This window comes from Nonlabens sp. SY33080, assembly GCF_011784885.1.
GTDB classification, from domain to species: Bacteria; Bacteroidota; Bacteroidia; order Flavobacteriales; family Flavobacteriaceae; genus Nonlabens; species Nonlabens tegetincola.
On the sequence record NZ_CP050461.1, the window covers coordinates 2,236,078 to 2,253,308 of the forward strand.

General features: G+C 35.4%; 17 protein-coding genes. 8 read left to right on the top strand and 9 right to left on the bottom strand.

What is annotated here, in order from left to right:
- Window positions 1–32: 32 nt before the first annotated feature.
- Together HCN53_RS10065 and HCN53_RS10070 are read right to left on the bottom strand one after the other, a co-directional pair.
- Window positions 33–695: an NAD-dependent epimerase/dehydratase family protein gene (locus HCN53_RS10065; RefSeq protein ID WP_167342861.1), complete on the bottom strand. Its 663-nt coding sequence runs from the start codon at window positions 693–695 to the stop codon at window positions 33–35.
- 34 nt (window positions 696–729) lie between these two features.
- Complete coding sequence (locus HCN53_RS10070) at window positions 730–1,467, bottom strand: hypothetical protein (RefSeq protein ID WP_167342862.1); 738 nt, start codon at window positions 1,465–1,467, stop codon at window positions 730–732.
- 260 nt (window positions 1,468–1,727) lie between these two features.
- On the opposite strand from HCN53_RS10070, the gene dinB reads away from it, so the two are divergent.
- Both dinB and HCN53_RS10080 read left to right on the top strand, forming a co-directional pair.
- The gene (gene dinB / locus HCN53_RS10075; protein WP_167342863.1) at window positions 1,728–2,831 is read left to right on the top strand and encodes a DNA polymerase IV; all 1,104 of its coding nucleotides are present in this window, start codon (window positions 1,728–1,730) and stop codon (window positions 2,829–2,831) included.
- A gap of 62 nt (window positions 2,832–2,893) precedes the next feature.
- Window positions 2,894–3,400 (top strand): PAS domain-containing protein, encoded by a 507-nt coding sequence (locus HCN53_RS10080; protein ID WP_052510254.1) that lies wholly within the window; start codon window positions 2,894–2,896, stop codon window positions 3,398–3,400.
- 40 nt (window positions 3,401–3,440) lie between these two features.
- Here the strand turns inward: HCN53_RS10080 and pyk are convergent, their stop codons facing one another.
- The 5 genes from pyk to HCN53_RS10105 form a co-directional block, all read right to left on the bottom strand.
- Window positions 3,441–4,871 carry a pyruvate kinase gene (pyk, locus tag HCN53_RS10085; protein ID WP_167342864.1) on the bottom strand — a complete coding sequence of 477 codons (1,431 nt, stop codon included), beginning with the start codon at window positions 4,869–4,871 and terminating at the stop codon, window positions 3,441–3,443.
- Window positions 4,872–5,354 (bottom strand): IPExxxVDY family protein, encoded by a 483-nt coding sequence (locus HCN53_RS10090; protein WP_105017741.1) that lies wholly within the window; start codon window positions 5,352–5,354, stop codon window positions 4,872–4,874.
- Window positions 5,355–5,539: 185 nt separating this feature from the next.
- A complete protein-coding gene (gene rnc, locus HCN53_RS10095; RefSeq protein WP_042276433.1) occupies window positions 5,540–6,286 on the bottom strand; it encodes a ribonuclease III in 747 nt (248 codons plus the stop codon).
- Window positions 6,287–6,301: 15 nt separating this feature from the next.
- Entirely contained in the window at window positions 6,302–7,549 is a 1,248-nt protein-coding gene (gene fabF, locus HCN53_RS10100) for a beta-ketoacyl-ACP synthase II (RefSeq protein WP_042276431.1), read from the bottom strand.
- Between the two features lie 10 nt (window positions 7,550–7,559).
- Window positions 7,560–7,796 carry an acyl carrier protein gene (locus HCN53_RS10105; RefSeq protein WP_042276429.1) on the bottom strand — a complete coding sequence of 79 codons (237 nt, stop codon included), beginning with the start codon at window positions 7,794–7,796 and terminating at the stop codon, window positions 7,560–7,562.
- A gap of 155 nt (window positions 7,797–7,951) precedes the next feature.
- Here HCN53_RS10105 and purN point away from each other — a divergent pair, with 155 nt between their 5' ends.
- The 6 genes from purN (at window position 7,952) to murI (ending at window position 14,174) form a co-directional block, all read left to right on the top strand.
- A complete protein-coding gene (purN, locus tag HCN53_RS10110) occupies window positions 7,952–8,515 on the top strand; it encodes a phosphoribosylglycinamide formyltransferase (RefSeq protein WP_105017740.1) in 564 nt (187 codons plus the stop codon).
- Window positions 8,515–8,994 (top strand): ribonuclease HI, encoded by a 480-nt coding sequence (gene rnhA, locus HCN53_RS10115; RefSeq protein WP_105017739.1) that lies wholly within the window; start codon window positions 8,515–8,517, stop codon window positions 8,992–8,994. The genes purN and rnhA overlap by 1 nt, the downstream gene beginning before the upstream one ends.
- Before the next feature lie 76 nt (window positions 8,995–9,070).
- Complete coding sequence (locus HCN53_RS10120) at window positions 9,071–9,301, top strand: ferrous iron transport protein A (protein ID WP_042276422.1); 231 nt, start codon at window positions 9,071–9,073, stop codon at window positions 9,299–9,301.
- A complete protein-coding gene (gene feoB / locus HCN53_RS10125) occupies window positions 9,294–11,414 on the top strand; it encodes a ferrous iron transport protein B (protein ID WP_167342865.1) in 2,121 nt (706 codons plus the stop codon). The genes HCN53_RS10120 and feoB overlap by 8 nt, the downstream gene beginning before the upstream one ends.
- A gap of 212 nt (window positions 11,415–11,626) precedes the next feature.
- Window positions 11,627–13,276 carry a hypothetical protein gene (locus tag HCN53_RS10135; protein ID WP_167342866.1) on the top strand — a complete coding sequence of 550 codons (1,650 nt, stop codon included), beginning with the start codon at window positions 11,627–11,629 and terminating at the stop codon, window positions 13,274–13,276.
- A gap of 112 nt (window positions 13,277–13,388) precedes the next feature.
- Window positions 13,389–14,174: a glutamate racemase gene (gene murI / locus HCN53_RS10140; RefSeq protein WP_167342867.1), complete on the top strand. Its 786-nt coding sequence runs from the start codon at window positions 13,389–13,391 to the stop codon at window positions 14,172–14,174.
- Between the two features lie 4 nt (window positions 14,175–14,178).
- On the opposite strand, the gene HCN53_RS10145 is transcribed toward murI, so the two are convergent.
- Together HCN53_RS10145 and HCN53_RS10150 are read right to left on the bottom strand one after the other, a co-directional pair.
- Window positions 14,179–14,904, bottom strand: a complete 726-nt coding sequence (locus HCN53_RS10145) for a LytR/AlgR family response regulator transcription factor (protein ID WP_060523371.1) — start codon at window positions 14,902–14,904, stop codon at window positions 14,179–14,181.
- 12 nt (window positions 14,905–14,916) lie between these two features.
- Complete coding sequence (locus HCN53_RS10150; protein WP_167342868.1) at window positions 14,917–17,142, bottom strand: histidine kinase; 2,226 nt, start codon at window positions 17,140–17,142, stop codon at window positions 14,917–14,919.
- Window positions 17,143–17,231 lie beyond the last annotated feature (89 nt).

The window sequence follows — 17,231 nt, forward strand, 5'->3', positions numbered from 1 at the left end:
ACCACAATTAATAGTAAGCCATTAAGAAACAGTTATTTTACGTTTGCTATTTCAATGAGCTCATCGCTTTCAATCCGTGATTTTTCATACCCATGTAATGCTATGAGAATCATAGCAGTGGCGATTGTTTTTGGCGCAATACTGCGGTATTTTTTAAGAGGTCCTACAAGTAGTGGATCAATCAATTTCTGTACTTTTTTCCACATGCTTTCAAAGGGGCGTTTTTCATCTCTGGGTCCACTTATCAATGCTGGTTGAACAAAATAGGCGGCTTTGAAATTTAGATCCTTTATGTCTCGCTCCATTTCTCCTTTGCCTCGGTTATATAGAAATCTGCTTTCAGGATTTGCTCCTAGTGCACTTATGGCTATGACAGTGGATATTTCATTGTCCTTAGCCTGTTGAGCTACTAAAAGTGGTAGATCATGCTCAATTTTGTAGTATTCGGCTTTATCTGGTGTCTTTGATTGGGTAGTACCGGTACAAATAAATAAATGATCTCCATGTAAGTGGTCCACATAAGTAGATGGATCAAATAGGTCAACAATATAATTTTTATGTTTAGGGTTTTGGTGGTTGATACGCTTTCGCGAAAGCGTAATCACACTATCATACTGCTCATTTTGCAATAATTTTTCCAATAAAACACTACCACATAGACCAGTGGCTCCAATTATTATAGCACTATAACCCATAAAGATTGATTTGAGGATAGTACTAAGATAAGTGTTATCGTATTTGTACAATAGTAAATTGGCAATCTTCAATACCTTCTGATAGGTTTACAGTAGCTCCAAGGTCTGAAAAAAGTTCAAATGTGATAGTGTCACCTGTATTTAATTGTTCTAGTGACTCAACTTTTCTTACTGGTGGAGTTACAGGAAGCTCAAGAAGATCTATTTCGGGAATAGTTATTATTCCTACTGTAAGTTCTGGAAAAACAACATCTACAGTAATGTTGGCAAAATTCTCACGAGCAACAATAACACCGTTCTTCCTTATACAAACACCATAGTTAATAGATGCATTAATTGAATTTGAGGCATTTATTCTAACTTTTATGGTATAAATACCATCTTGTTTTGCTGTGAAGGTGTGTGTGGCAGGATCATACTCATCATTAAGATCAAACTCTTCACTGTCAAAAGGAATTTGTGTATAGGTAGATGAAAGAACAAGTGTTGCAGAGGTCGCATTTGTAAATCCTCCTTTTACCGCGGTTTTAAGGGTGGCGTTTAATACATCGCTAGATGAAACTCTCATCACCTCGTTATTAGATCTCACAAGTATACTATCTTGTGCAGCGAGATTTCTATCAGTAGGATTTGTAACTGGATCTACATTACGTATCATAACATTTCCATTTATGTCTAAGGTGGCTTGTGGCGTGGTGGTGTTTACTCCAACTTGACTGTAAATGAAAGTTATATTATAGAATATAAAAATTAAGGTTAGTAGTGATTTCATAGGCTGTATTAGATTGATTATCATAAATATAAATATCTATATAGCGTATCGACCTGTTAAAAGTGTATTTTAACTAAAATCACTATTACTTTTATTTAAAATATAGACAAAATACAAATAAAATAGACAAAAGGGTTATATACGTATTAATGTTGCATTATAGTTAACAGTGAACACATAAATTAAGATAAATACAAATAGGTTAAATTATTCATTGCTCCATATTTTTGATTTGCTTATTACGATATTTGTAGTTGAAAATGTCAAACGAATCACATCAAGTATCTAGAAAAATTATTCATGTTGATATGGATGCTTTTTATGCAAGTGTCGAACAGCATGATAACCCATCATTACGAGGTAAACCTATAGCTGTAGGTGGTAGTAGTAAGCGTGGAGTAGTAGCTGCAGCAAGTTACGAGGCTAGAAAATATGGTGTGCGTAGCGCTATGCCCAGTGTGACAGCTGCACGATTGTGTCCTCATTTAATTTTTGTAAAACATAGGTTTGATCGCTATAAAGAAGTGAGTAATCAAATAAGAGAAATATTCCATGATTATACTGATCTAGTCGAACCTTTATCACTAGACGAGGCTTATCTAGATGTTACGGCAAATAAATTTAATTTTCCCAGTGCTACTATAATAGCTTATGAAATTCGTAGGCGTATTTATGAAACTACTGGTCTTACCGCTAGTGCTGGCATCTCTATAAATAAATTTATTGCTAAGGTTGCCAGTGATATAAATAAACCTAATGGTCAAAAAACAATAACTCCTGATCAAGTGGTTTCTTTTTTAGAAAAATTAGAAATCAGAAAGTTTTATGGTATAGGAAAGGTAACCGCAGACAAAATGTATCAACATGGAATTTTTACTGGCGCCGATTTAAAAAGTAAGTCCTTAGAATATCTTGCAGAGCATTTCGGTAAAAGCGGTAGGCATTATTTTAATATTGTACGAGGTATTCATAATAGTCCCGTACAACCTCATAGGATACGTAAATCTCTAGGAGCAGAGCGTACTTTTGCCGAGAATATTTCTAGCGAATTATTTATGAAAGAGCGCTTGCAGCAAATAGCAGGCGAAATAGAAAAACGCATTGAAAAATCTGATGTTACTGGTAAAACTGTAACGCTCAAAATCAAGTACAGTGATTTCAAAACTCAAACCCGTAGTATCACCTTACCCTACTACATTAGGGATAAGGAGACTATACTGAGAACTGCAATTGAGTTGTTAGAACAAGATCGCTTTCGCGAAAGCGTAAGACTATTAGGTATAACTCTTAGTAATCTTAATAATGATCAATCTGAACAAGATGAACATGAAATTGAAGAGGTGCAATTAGATTTTAAGTTTTAGTACTGTAACTTAATTTTATCTGGTTCATTTTCATACTTAACTAACTTGCACTACATTTAAGTATGACTTTTAAAAACACACAATTTACAATCATACATCATGATTTGAAAACAACACCACTGATTCCTTGGAAGGTTGTAGGTAAATTAATGTGGGATCTTACACCTAGAATATTGAATAAAATGGACGAGATAGCCAGGAAATATGATTGGCATTTTAATTATTTTGTTGATGGATACAGCCATTCTACTGACTATTCGGTTATCATTACTGGTTCAGATTTAAAAATCGTATTTGCGTCTAAGAATATTGAAGATTTGACCGGTTATGACCCTTATGAGATGGTGGGACAAACTCCAAAAATATTGCAAGGTGTCAATACTGATCTAGATGCTGTTGAGCGTACTCGTGAGGCTTTGATATCCGGTATAGCTTTTAAAGCTAGGTTGCTTAATTATAAAAAAGACGGTGTAGAATATGGTTGTGAGCTGGATGCTTTTCCTATATATAATGGAAATGGAGTTCTTACCCATCATATAGCATTTGAGAAAGAATATAAGTTGATATAAATAAAGCCGCATTAAATGATGCGGCTTTATTTTAGTTAAGTTATTCCACTTCGGTAACTCTTAAAGTGTTTACCATTCCTTTATCAGTTACGGGCATTGCAGCTAGATTAATCAAGAAATCTCCCTTGGTAACAAACCCTTTTTCTTTAGCGAACTTGTTTACATCTTCAATAGTCTCATCAGTACTTACAAACTTTTCATACATAAAAGCTTTTACGCCCCATAGCAAGCTGAGTTGAGTTAATATTCGTTCATTAGAGGTGAATGTAAGTATGTGTGCATCTGGTCGCCAGGCGCTTATTTGAAAAGCAGTGTAACCAGAATTGGTCATGGTAGTTATGGCTTTGGCATCTATTTCATTTGCCATTTTGGCTGCGTGATAACACACCGACTTAGTGATATATCGTTTTGTTCTTATGTGTGGTGGTTCATAAGGAACTTTTATTAAGTCACTGTCTTCTACTGATTTACAAATACTCGCCATCTTTTCAATAACTTGTACAGGATACTTACCTACCGATGTTTCACCAGAAAGCATTACGGCATCAGCTCCATCCATAACAGAATTTGCTACATCATTTACCTCTGCTCTAGTAGGAGTAAGACTAGTAATCATAGTTTCCATCATTTGGGTGGCTATAATTACAGGTATACGTGCTTTTTTAGCTTTTAATACAAGTTGTTTTTGAATAAGCGGTACTTCGTGTGCGGGAATTTCTACTCCTAGGTCACCACGTGCTACCATAAGGCCATCGCAATATGCTACTATTTTATCAATATTTTCTACTGCTTCAGGTTTCTCAATCTTGGCAACAATAGGTATTTTATTTTCACTATTTTCCTTAATCAAGTCTTGCAGTTCCATCAGATCTTTGCTGTGACGCACAAATGACAATGCCATCCAATCTACCTGAAGTTCACAAGCAAATTTTGCGTCTACAATATCTTTTTCAGTAAGAGCTGGTAGTGAAATATTCGTTTGTGGTAAGTTCACTCCTTTTTTTGAACGTAAAGGACCACCTTGAATAACCTTGGCAACTACTTCATCTTGTTTATTAGTAGATTTTACTTCAAATATTAGTTTACCATCATCTAGAAGTATGCGTTCACCTTTTTGAACATCTCTTGGAAACTGTTCATAATTCATATAAACACGTTCCTTAGTTCCTTGAAAAGGCTCTCCGGTTACAAACGTGATTTCATCACCAGGTTGTACTACTACTTCTTCTGCCATAACACCTACTCTTAATTTTGGGCCTTGTAGGTCTCCCAAAATTCCTGTAGTATAACCGTGTTCTTTGTTTAAGTCACGAATCATTTGAACGCGCTCTCTTACATCCTCGTGATCAGCGTGTGAGAAATTAATTCTAAATACATTTACACCAGCTTTCATCATATTAAGGAGTGTTTCCTTGCTTGATGTTGCTGGTCCTAGTGTGGCTACTATTTTAGTTTTTTTAGATGTCGGCATTTATTCAAAGATTAAATAGTCTTTATTTTTCAATTTAAAATAATCTAATAAATAACAGCTTGTGAAAGCTTGGGCTTTATTTAGATCATTTATTAATTTTTGCACAGGATAGCTCATGTTATTCTGTTCTATTTTAAGGATAAAATCAACCTTATGATATTCCTTAAGCAACGTCACAGTAATTTCCTCTTCATCTATAGTTTCAAAAAGCCCTGTGCCAGATACTCCTTTTAAAACGCCCTTAAACCTATTGGCAACTAGATAAAGTTGAGTTTGCAGTTTCTCGTCATAATCCTTGTACACAGGAAACGTTGCTATTATCCTATCAGTAAACAGTTCATGATCTGTTTGTTTTCTTTCAAAACAATGTTCACTGTGCTTATTGATATAATACGCAACACGATAGGCAGGTAGGCTTGAGTGAATTCCTATAAGAGAAACATCCTCTTCTTCTTCCCAATCACTTAATTTAAAAGTTGCCATAAGCGAGATGCATAACCACACAAATATATTTAACTACTTGATAAATTAAGAGTGTAAGATGTTGTATTACCGTTAATTCTTTACGAAAACGATATAGGGATGTTTTTATATTCTTTATCGCCAGTGAAACATATTCCTTTACCAACAGGAACTTATAGAAATAGAAGATTTTAGGGTAAGCTATGTTATCGCTTTCTATTGTTCATTTTATCTTGTAAAGCAAAGTAGGCTCTTTTACTTGCTTTCTCCTCGGCTTTTTTCTTGCTTGTGGCTCTAGCTTTGGCAATAACCTTGTTATCTAGGTACAACTTAACAGCGTAGTGTCTAAGTTCACTTGCCCCAGTGTCTTCATAGGTATGATAGCGAAATTGCTTTTTATGCTTTTGACACCACTCTATTAATAAGCTTTTGTAGGAGATAATTTTGCCTTCTAATTTTTGAATGTCCACGTAGGGTTCGATAACCTTGTTTTCAATAAATCGTTTGCAAAACTTGTATCCGCGGTCTAGATAAACGGCACCTACTAAGGCTTCAAATAGGTTTCCATGGATGTTTCTTCCAAAGTTTTCTACGGGAACCTGAGCTTTAATAAAGTGGATAAGTTCAAAGTCTTCTCCTAATTCATTAAGGTGTTCGCGGCTTACGATTTTAGATCTCATTTTTGTGAGATATCCTTCATCACCACTAGGTACTTCATTATAAATATATTCGGCAATTACAGCGCCCAATATTGCGTCGCCCAAGAACTCTAGACGTTCATAACTTATGGCAATGCCATCTTCAGTCTTTTCACCTGTGGATTTGTGTGTAAAGGCTGTATGATAAAGAGATACGTCTTGAACTTTAAGACCTGTAATATTTTGAACTGAAACCGCTAATGGATCTACGGAAGATTTTGAACGATTTGAAAATATTTTACGGAATCTATTCATTCAAAACAATAGCCATTAAATCTTTCTGAAAGCGATACAGCAATTGTGTCCACCAAAACCAAAGGTGTTACTCAATGCTACTTTAACTTCTCGTTTTTCAGGTTGATTTAATACTAATTTTAAAGAAGGATCGATATTCTCATCAACAGTGGTGTGGTTAATCGTAGGAGGAACGATACCTTCTTGAATAGCCATTACACTTGCGATGCTCTCTACGGCGCCTGCTGCTCCTAATAAGTGACCAGTCATAGATTTGGTAGAGTTAATGCTTATGTTAGGAGCGTGATCACCAAATACAGCTTTTATAGCTTTAAGTTCGGCAACATCGCCCAGAGGTGTTGATGTTCCGTGTGTATTTATGTGATCTACATCTTCAGGATTAATACCGGCATTTTGTAATGTGTTTTTCATTACAGCAATTACTCCGGTTCCTTCTGGATGTGGTGCAGTCATGTGGTAGGCATCACTTGAGAATCCACCACCAATAACTTCGGCATAGATTTTTGCTCCACGAGCTTTGGCATACTCATATTCTTCTAGAACAAGAGCTCCAGCTCCTTCACCTAGGACAAAACCATCACGTGTACCATCAAAAGGTCTACTTGCGGTTTCTGGACTTTCATTGCGAGTTGATAAGGCGTGCATGGCATTAAAACCACCCATTCCTGCTTGTGTAACGGCAGCTTCTGATCCACCTGTTACAATTACGTCACAATGTCCTAGTCTAATATAGTTGAGTGCGTCTAGCATCGCATTGGCACTAGATGCACATGCAGAAACCGTTGTGTAGTTAGGTCCCATAAATCCATATTTAATGGAAATATGAGCTGGTGCGATATCTGCAATCATTTTTGGTATAAAGAAAGGATTAAATCTAGGAGTGCCATTACCATTGGCAAACGATTTAACCTCTTCTTGAAAAGTTTCTAGACCGCCGATTCCTGCACCCCAGATAACTCCGACTCTGTATTTGTCTACAGAGTCGGTGTCTAATCCAGAGTCAGCTATAGCCTCGTCGCCAGCAACCAGTGCATACTGTGCAAAACGATCCATGCGTCTAGCTTCCTTACGGTCTATGAAGTCTTGAACATTAAAATTCTTAACCTCACAAGCGAATTTAGTCTTGAAATGTTCTGTATCAAAATAGGTGATAGGAGCAGCACCGCTCTTACCAGCAATTAAACCTTCCCAATATTCCTGTAAATTGTTACCTATAGGAGTAAGGGCTCCCATTCCAGTAATGACTACTCGCTTTAATTCCATGTAATTAAAATTACGCTTTTGCTTCTTCTATGTATGAAACTGCTTGACCTACAGTAGCTATGTTTTCTGCTTGATCGTCTGGAATTTGGATATCAAATTCCTTTTCAAATTCCATAATTAGTTCAACAGTGTCTAGAGAGTCTGCTCCTAGATCGTTTGTGAAGCTTGCTTCTGCAACAACTTCATTTTCATCTACGCCTAATTTGTCAACGATAATCGCTTTTACTCTTGATGCAATGTCTGACATAATATTCTTTTTTTAATTTTAAATGAATGGCAAAAATAACAAACTTTGTGACAAAACCGTCTTTTACTTATTTAGAGTTAACTTGCCATTGAATTTATTAATCTATTTTATTCTTAACTCTACCAGTCGGGTAACAACAAGCTTGCCATAAATTTATGAAGAAAATTGTAATATTTGCTAGTGGTAATGGGTCTAATGCTCAGGCAATTATAAATCATTTTGAAAATAATGATCAAGTACAGGTAACTCATATTTTGAGTAATAAACCTAACGCATTTGTTTTAAAAAGGGCTACACAAGCTGGTATTGAAGGGATAAGTTTTAACAAGTTCGCTTTCGCGAAAGCGGGATCCATTCATTCTATTTTAAAACAAATTAATCCTGATTTAGTCGTGCTAGCAGGTTTTTTATGGAAGATACCAGAGTTTATGGTTGAAGAGTTTCCCAATCGTATAGTTAATATTCATCCTGCTCTATTACCGAAATATGGTGGAAAAGGAATGTATGGAAATCATGTACATGGTGCTGTCCTATCTAACAAGGAGAAAGAAAGTGGGATTACCATACATTACGTAAATGAACATTATGATGAAGGAGGAATAATTCATCAAGCTACTTGTCCTGTTTTAATGGATGATACAATAGAATCACTTGCAAATCGTATTCATCAATTAGAGCACGAGCATTTTCCAGTAACTATAGAAAAATTACTGTCTTAATGGATGTGGTACACATTTATACTGATGGTTCATCGAGAGGAAATCCTGGTCCTGGCGGCTATGGTATTGTTATGATGGATGTCAATAAAAAAATAAAAAAGGAATTTTCTCAAGGTTACAGAAAAACGACAAACAATAGAATGGAGCTGCTTGCAGTTATCGTAGCTCTAGAAAAGATCAAAAAACAATCCGTTGATATTACTGTTTTTTCAGATAGTAAATATGTGTGTGATGCAGTAAATAAAAAATGGATCGATGGATGGATAAGACGTCAATGGAAAAACGTTAAAAATCCCGATTTATGGAAACGTTTTATAAGAGCTTACAATCGTGCACCTGCAAAATTTCAATGGGTTAAAGGTCATAATAACAATCCTATGAACGAGCGCTGTGATCAACTGGCAGTAGACGCCGCTCTCAATAAATCCACTCACCTAATTGATGAAGGTTTTGAAAAAAAGGAAGAGGGACTTTTTTAATCTTAACAAAGCATTAATTTCTTCAAACTCAATTTCTACCTTATTTTTGCTTATTCAAATTAAGTCTAAATAACAGTTGAGCATAACAATAGCCCATTTAAAAAGAGGTGAAAGCGCCATCATACTACATTTTAATGAAATTGATGTTCCATTAAAATTATTGGAAATGGGATGTTTGCCAGGTAATGAAGTAACCGTAATGCAAAGTGCTCCATTTCAAGATCCTATTTACCTAAACATAAATGGTACTCACCTAGCTATACGTAGAGAAACGGCCCAAAAAATTTCTGTAGAACGTTATGGCTAGATCGATTAAAGTTTCTCTTATAGGTAATCCAAATACTGGTAAAACCTCATTGTTCAATAGATTGACTGGGCTCAATCAAAAAGTAGGTAATTATCCTGGAATTACGGTTGAAAAAAAGGAAGGTATATGCAAACTAGATCGAGGAATTAAAGCTCATATCCTTGATTTACCAGGTACCTATTCTTTAAATACAACCTCGCTAGATGAAAGTGTTGTTATAGAAACTTTACTTGATCGTACCTCTAAAGATTTCCCTGATGTTGCTGTCGTGGTAAGCGATGTAGAAAACCTAAAGCGCAACCTTTTACTTTTTACTCAAATAAAAGATTTAGAGATTCCTACAATTCTTGTCATTAATATGGCCGACAGGATGAAAAGGAAGGCAATTTCTCTAGACATTAAGCAATTAGAGGAAGATTTAAAAACGAAAGTTGTTTTAGTAAGTTCTCGCAAGAATATGGGAGTAGAGGAGCTTAAACAAGCTATCACTGATTTTAAAAGTTTAGATATTGAGCCTTGTGTTAACGCCTCGGTTATCGATCCTGTATATTTTGAGCGACTTAGAAAGGCTTATCCTAATCAGTTGCTGTACAAGTTGTGGTTAGTAATTACACAGGATGTCAATTTTGGTAAGATTGATAGAAATCGCGATTTAACTGATCTTAAAACCACGTCTTTTGAAATTAAATCTGAAGCAGATTTAAAGAGATTACAGCACAAAGAAACTGTTGTGCGTTACCAATTTATAAATGGTCTACTTAAAAAGGCGCTGTCTATAGATACCGCAACAGCCAAAGATTTAAGATCAAGACTGGACCGTATACTTTTGCACAAAATTTGGGGTTACCTAATATTTTTTACTGTGTTGCTAGTTATTTTTCAAGCTATCTACGATTGGTCTGGTTATCCTATGGATTTCATTGACGAGTCTTTTGCTAGTTTGAGTAGCTGGTTGTCAAACAAGTTACCTGCTGGACCCATAGCCGACTTGCTGTCCGAAGGTATAATACCTGGATTAGGCGGTATTGTCATTTTTATACCACAAATAGCTTTTCTGTTTTTATTCATATCAATTTTGGAAGAAAGCGGTTATATGAGTAGGGTAGTTTTCTTGATGGATCACTTGATGAAAAAATTCGGATTAAGTGGTAAAAGTGTTGTTCCTTTAGTTTCTGGAACAGCCTGTGCAATTCCAGCAGTTATGGCTACTCGTAACATTGAAGATTGGAAGGAGCGTTTAATCACCATTTTAGTGGTGCCATTTACGACCTGTTCTGCTAGGTTGCCTGTTTATCTTATTATTGTAGGATTGGTTATTCCTGAAGGTAGCATTTTAGGTGGTTTATTAAGTTACCAAGCGCTTACTTTAATGTTGCTGTACCTATTAGGATTTGCTACAGCGATTCTAGGAGCTTGGGTGCTTAATAAGATCTTACCAATTAATAGGAAGTCGTTTTTTGTTATGGAAATGCCTGCCTATAAGCTACCCTTACTTAAAAACGTCCTTTATACAGTACTTGAAAAAACAAAAAGTTTTGTCTTTGGTGCAGGAAAAATTATAATGGCAATCTCCGTTATTCTATGGGTGTTAGCAAGTTATGGTCTAGGCGAGCAATATACTAATGCAGAACAAATTGTTACAGAAAAGTACGAGTCAGAAAATTTAAGTGAGAAAGACTTAAATCAAAAGATCGCATCCCATAAATTGGAATACAGTTTTATAGGATATATAGGTAAAGGAATAGAGCCGGTAGTAGCCCCACTAGGATATGACTGGAAGATAGGTATTGCCATTGTAAGCTCATTTGCAGCAAGAGAAGTGTTTGTAGGTACTCTAGCTACAATTTATAGTGTAGAAAGTGATGGAGAAGATGAACTTACTATTAAAAACAGGATGAAAGAAGAGGTTAATCCCATTTTGGGAGGACCATTGTTCAATTTTGCTAGTGGTATCTCTTTGTTGCTTTTTTATGCATTTGCCATGCAATGTATGAGTACTCTAGCCATTGTAAAACGAGAAACCAATAGCTGGAAATGGCCAGCCATCCAATTTGTAGCGATGACGGTAATAGCCTATGCTAGTGCCTTGGCTGCATTTCAAATTTTAAAATAATGTATACTGCTCAAATCATTGTAGTCGTAATTCTATTTGTTATAGCCCTGTTGTGGTTGTTACGCAAGTATATAGGGCAATCTAAAGACTCAAACAATTGTGGTAATGGTGACTGTGGATGTAAGTAAGATAGTGGATTTTCTCGGTTAAATAAGAGTTTTAACGAGTTTAAGATTCTGTCTTATATTCGTGAAAAATTTTAACCAACCAATATGAAAACAAAGTTATCGTTGCTATTGTTCCTATCAATAGCTTGTTTTACTTACGCTCAATTAAGCTCTGTAGGAAATGTCTCACTACAATTTGGTAGTCATGTTACAGCGCCAAAAGGTGATGTGATTAAAGTGGCAGGTGAAGTAGATGGGGTAAGATATGCTCTAGCAAAACACAAGAAAAAATTCTTTATTCAAACCTTTGATGCCTCTTCAAACGATTACCTTAAGTGTAGTAAGGAGTTGAAGATAGAAAAAATAGGAAAAGCTCGTGTTAATATCGAGGACATGGAAATCATCGATGGTAAACCATACATCTTTGGAAACTATTACGATAAAAAAGCAAAACAAGACATCCTTGCAGCATTTCCAATTAAGTCTAATCTTACTCTCGGCAAGCCTATAAAAGCTGTTGCTATTGATGTAGAGAAAAAAAGTAAAAGAGGTTATTTTTTCTATAAACCATCATATGACGAGCGCAATTATATAGTAACTTATGTAACTGTTCGTAGCTGGGAAGAGTCACTTACATATGATGTAACACTGCTAAACGGCGATATGGAGACCATGTTTACTAAGCATAATGAGCAAGTATTTAAGGACAGGAAAGATCTTGATTTTAGCTTTGACGATTTTATCGCAAATGAATACGGTGATGTATTTGTTGTTATTAGTGATTCCTATAGAGATAAAAAGAAAAGAACTACAGTAACAAGATTGATGATACATGCTTATTATGCAAATAATAATTATGAAATGACTGAGATTCCTGTAGATCTTAAAGGTAAAAAAGTGGTTAATTGTAATATGTTAAACACCTTACAAGGTCGTTTACAATTAGTAGGTTTCTACTCAAACCTTACAAAACGAGGTCGATCAGAATATAGAATTGAAGGTATTTTCAACGTAAGCGTTGATACGGAGACTAATTCAGTCGTAAAAAACAATTTCAATACATTTACTTATGATGTAAAGAAAAAATTAATCGGTGAACGTAGAGCCAAAAAAGGTAAAAACTTACTTCCTTTCTATCGCAATACTCATATCATTGAAAGAGATAATGGTGGTATAATCGTGATGTCAGAGTTTTATCAAACATTTGTTGGACAAAGCTCGGGTATAGGACCACTAGCCTTCACTCCCATTACTTACATTACTAATGAGGTTATCGTGTCAGCCATGGATGCTGAAGGTAACTTAGAATGGAGTAATGTATTGCCTAAAGAACAAAAAGTAACCGTGACTCAACTGTCTATTGGATTTTTTGCTGTTGGTGGTGGTAACGGAGTTAACATTGCTGCAGGATTTATGTTTCCGCTAGGAGTGCTTAATGAGGGACCAGAGTATTTAAGCTCGATTGCTATGTATGAAAAAGGGAAACTATCTGTACTTGTAAACGATGACCCTAAAAATATTGGAATCACTGAAATGGATGACATGCGCAAGGTGCGTAATGTAAAAAAAATGATTCCGGTGTTGTTTGAATTTGATGATGCCACAGGAAAAATGACTCGTACCGATCCTGATGAATACAAGAAAAAGCAACTTGTTTTACGTCCTGCTATTACCTATAGAAAGGCCCCAGGTGAATACGTTATTTTTGCCAGCAATAAGGATAAAAAGAACTTAGGAACTCTTTATCTCAATTAGACATTGCGAAGTTTATAAAATTAGAAGCCTCAACTTAAGTTGGGGCTTTTTTTTACGCTTTCGCGAAAGCGAACTATAACTACTTCCATTATACTTTCTTATTTTTACAATAATGAGTAAACAGCCTTTAGGTTTTTTTGATTCTGGAGTAGGTGGAACCAGCGTGTGGAAAGAAGTAATCAAATTATTACCACACGAAGACACGATTTATCTAGCTGATTCTAAAAATGCACCTTACGGTAGACGTAGTAAGCAAGAAATCATTGAGCTGTGTGTCAAAAACACGGAATATTTATTGGATCGTGGATGTAAATTAATAGGGATTCCATGTAATACAGCCACTACAAATGCTATTTCCTATTTACGTGATAACTACGATGTGCCATTCATTGGAATTGAGCCCGCAATAAAGCCAGCTGCACTTAATTCGACTACAAAAAAAGTAGGTGTGCTTGCTACAAAAGGGACGTTATCCAGTGAACTTTTTAATAAAACTCATGCAGAGTTTACTACGCATGTTAATACAATTGAAATCGTAGGCACAGGAATTGTTGAACTTATTGAAGCCGGAAAAAAGGATACTGTACAAATGCGAGAACTACTTATAGGAATTATTGAACCTTTCATGATTTCTGGTATAGACTATTTAGTTTTAGGTTGTAGTCATTATCCTTACATCAAAAATCATCTTGCTGAATTGCTACCAGCGAGAGTGAAAATAATTGATAGTGGTGAAGCTGTTGCTAGACAAACCTTACATGTACTTAAAAACGCTAATCTATTAAACTTAAAGAAAGAATTAGGGCATCATTACTTGTATTCAAATCTTAAAACTGACGTACTTTCAGAATTAACCAACGAGGTGAATAATAAATCAATTAGTTTATTAGATTTTTAAACCCTTATTTGAAGTAACTAAACAGCGATGATTTTTTACTAGGGCTTACTGATAATTCAGTATTTGCTACTATCACACTACCACCTTTTCCTTTTTTATAGGCAGTTACATGGCTGGTGTTTATAAGGTAAGATTTATGTATACGGCAAAATCCTTTATCGTCTAGTAACTCTTCAAAATGCTTAAGTGTTTTTGAAACAAGTTTGGTGTCATTAGTCAAATGAACGTGTGTATAGTTATCGTCTGCCTGACAGTATGTTATTTCATTGATAGCAAGAACTTCAAAACCTTCTTGAGTAGGAATAGTTATTTTGTCTTCTAGAACAGGACTACTAGCATGTAATTTTAAGTCTACTTGTAATTCTTCTTCTCGTGCTCTTATATTCTTGACAGTGTCAACAGCTTTAATAAGTTCGTCAATTTCAATTGGTTTAGTTAAATAGTAGGCTGCCTGCATGTTGAGAGCATCTTTGGCATATTGATCATAGGCTGTGACAAAAATAGTCTCAAAGTCTTTTTGACCTACTTTTTCTAGTATGTCAAAGGCTGTCCCATAGGGCAATTCAACATCTAGAAAAACTAAATCCATGTCTGTTTTTCGTAGTACTTGTAAGGCTTCATCCACATCGGTTGCTTGTGCAATTACCTCTACTTCGGGACAGTATTTTGATAAATAGTTTATGAGAATTTCTCTAGAAATTTGCTCGTCTTCTACGATTACAGCTTTCATGGTTTTGATAGATTAGTTTATTTTAACAATCACTGTTGTCCCTATATCGGGCTTAAGATTAGCATCTTCTACAGTAAGAGTGATGTTTTTATTATGAAGTTCATTAAGTAAGTCGATACGATTTTTAATATTGCCTAGACCTTTTGAATCTCTTTTCTTTTGATGTTTCGTTTTAAGCTCTTTGGATTTTTCTCTACCTATCCCATTATCCTGTATTACTACTTTAATCCCAGATTGATTATGCGGTTCAAAACTTACTTTAAGCAGGCCCTTTTCCTTTTTGTATCGTAGGCCATGCCATACAGCGTTTTCAATTATTGGTTGCAGTAGCATAGGTGGAACAGGAATATTAGACTCCTTTATAGATGGGTCTACACTTAATTCAAATTCAAATTTGTCCTTGAATCTCTCATGTTCTAGATGTAGGTAAAGATTGAGCAACTCAATTTCCTTACTAGCAGGAATAAAGTCTAATTCACTGTTTTCTAGCACGCTTCGCATTAGTTTGGAAAAATCTGCTAGATATTTATTGGCTTTACGTTCATCATTAGTAGCGATAAAGTTATTGACTGAATTAAGCGCGTTGAAAATGAAATGAGGATTCATTTGACTGCGCAGGGATTTAAGCGCTAGTAAATGATTATTAATTTTTTGCTGTTTATTGTTACGGTACATGAAATAGGCTAACGTAAGAAGCAGGATTACAGCGGCACCTAGTGAGTAGATAATCCAGCGCTGTCTGCGATTTGCTTCAATGGACAATGCCTGTTCTGCACTTGCCAGGGCTAGTTTATTGTCAGTCAGTTTACGGTCTTTTTCTAGAGTGAGAATACGTGTTTGTTTTGCGACTAATTCTTTGGCATTGCGAGTAGCTTCTTCTAATTGATTTTCTTTCTCAAGGTACAATTGGTCGACGGCTTCAATGTACTTTTCACTGTAGGTTAACGCCTTGCTAGAGTTTCCTTTAATTCGATATAATTTTGAAAGCTCCTTAGATGCATCTTTTAATACATCTAGATCCTCGTTTTTCTCGGCTTCATTCAGACTTTTTAAATAGTAATCAATAGCATCATCAATTTTGTTTTGCTCTTTAAGAGCGGTAGCAATTTTAAGTTGCTCTTTTTGAAGAGTAAGCTTTGGTGCCTCAGGAGTAATAACAGCTGTTTTATTTGACAATATGCTAGGGTCTGAAAATGCCTCACGATCAGGTGTTATCGAGTCCTTTTCTTTGGCTTCTTCTTCAAACAGCTGTATGTTTTTTTTACGCAGGGCAATTTCTTTGTCATATTGCTGATTAGCATTATAAAAATCGGCAGTTTGAGATTGGGTTACTATGGTGTTTGAACGACCTTCAACGGTGGAATTTGAAATGGCTTTATTAAAATATCCTTCAGCTTTTTCAGTTTGTCCAGCGCGATCAAGATTGTTTCCTATTTTAGTGTTTAGGGTGGTTACCTCATTTAAGTTACCTACTTCTTCAGAAAGTAGTAATGCCTTTTGATACACAGCAATGGCTTGTTGTTGATCGTTAGTTGCAGCATAAGCATCTGCTAGACCTTTTAAGCGTTTAATTTCATCATCCTTGTTTTTAAAAGGACCTAGTTCAATAAAAGCCTTTATGGATTCTTGATAATTACCATTTTCTCTTAAAGCTGAGGCTCTTTTTAGGGAGACACTTTTATTTGCAATAAAGTTTATTGACGCTTTAAAATTGTCAATTGCAAGATCATATTGTTTATTATTAAAGTATAAGTCACCTAATTTTTCATAGGCTACGGCCTGTTGTCGTTTTGATAATGATTTTGGATTGTTTGATAAGGCGGCGATTAGGAAATCTGCCGTTTTTTTTGGATCCTTATTAAAATATACTTGGGCACTATCTATGGCTTGTGAGTAAGTAAGATTATTTAAGGAATCATCCTCATCAGTTACCCTAATCTCTAAATCGTCGTTGCTGTATACAGTATGATAAACAGTTTCAAAATCAATACCTCGTATAACTAATCTATCTCCATAATTGGCAGGAATTTGAAAATTCCCGCGACTATCTGTACTGGCGTATCTGCCATTTGGACCTTCAATATTAACTCCTACAATAGGCTTTCCATCTTCCGTGAGTACTCTACCCGAAATGGATAGGCTTGTCTGCTCTGTTTTGGTTTTAGAAAACTTGGACTGCGCATTTAAGGACGTGCAGCTTATAAGTAACATTATTATGACAAGAATCTTTTTCATCATGTGGTAAAACTAGTCATTATTAATTTGATAGTTACTCGTCGAGTTCCTAGAATGGGCCGATTTAAGGGTTTTTATTATGCTTTCGCGAA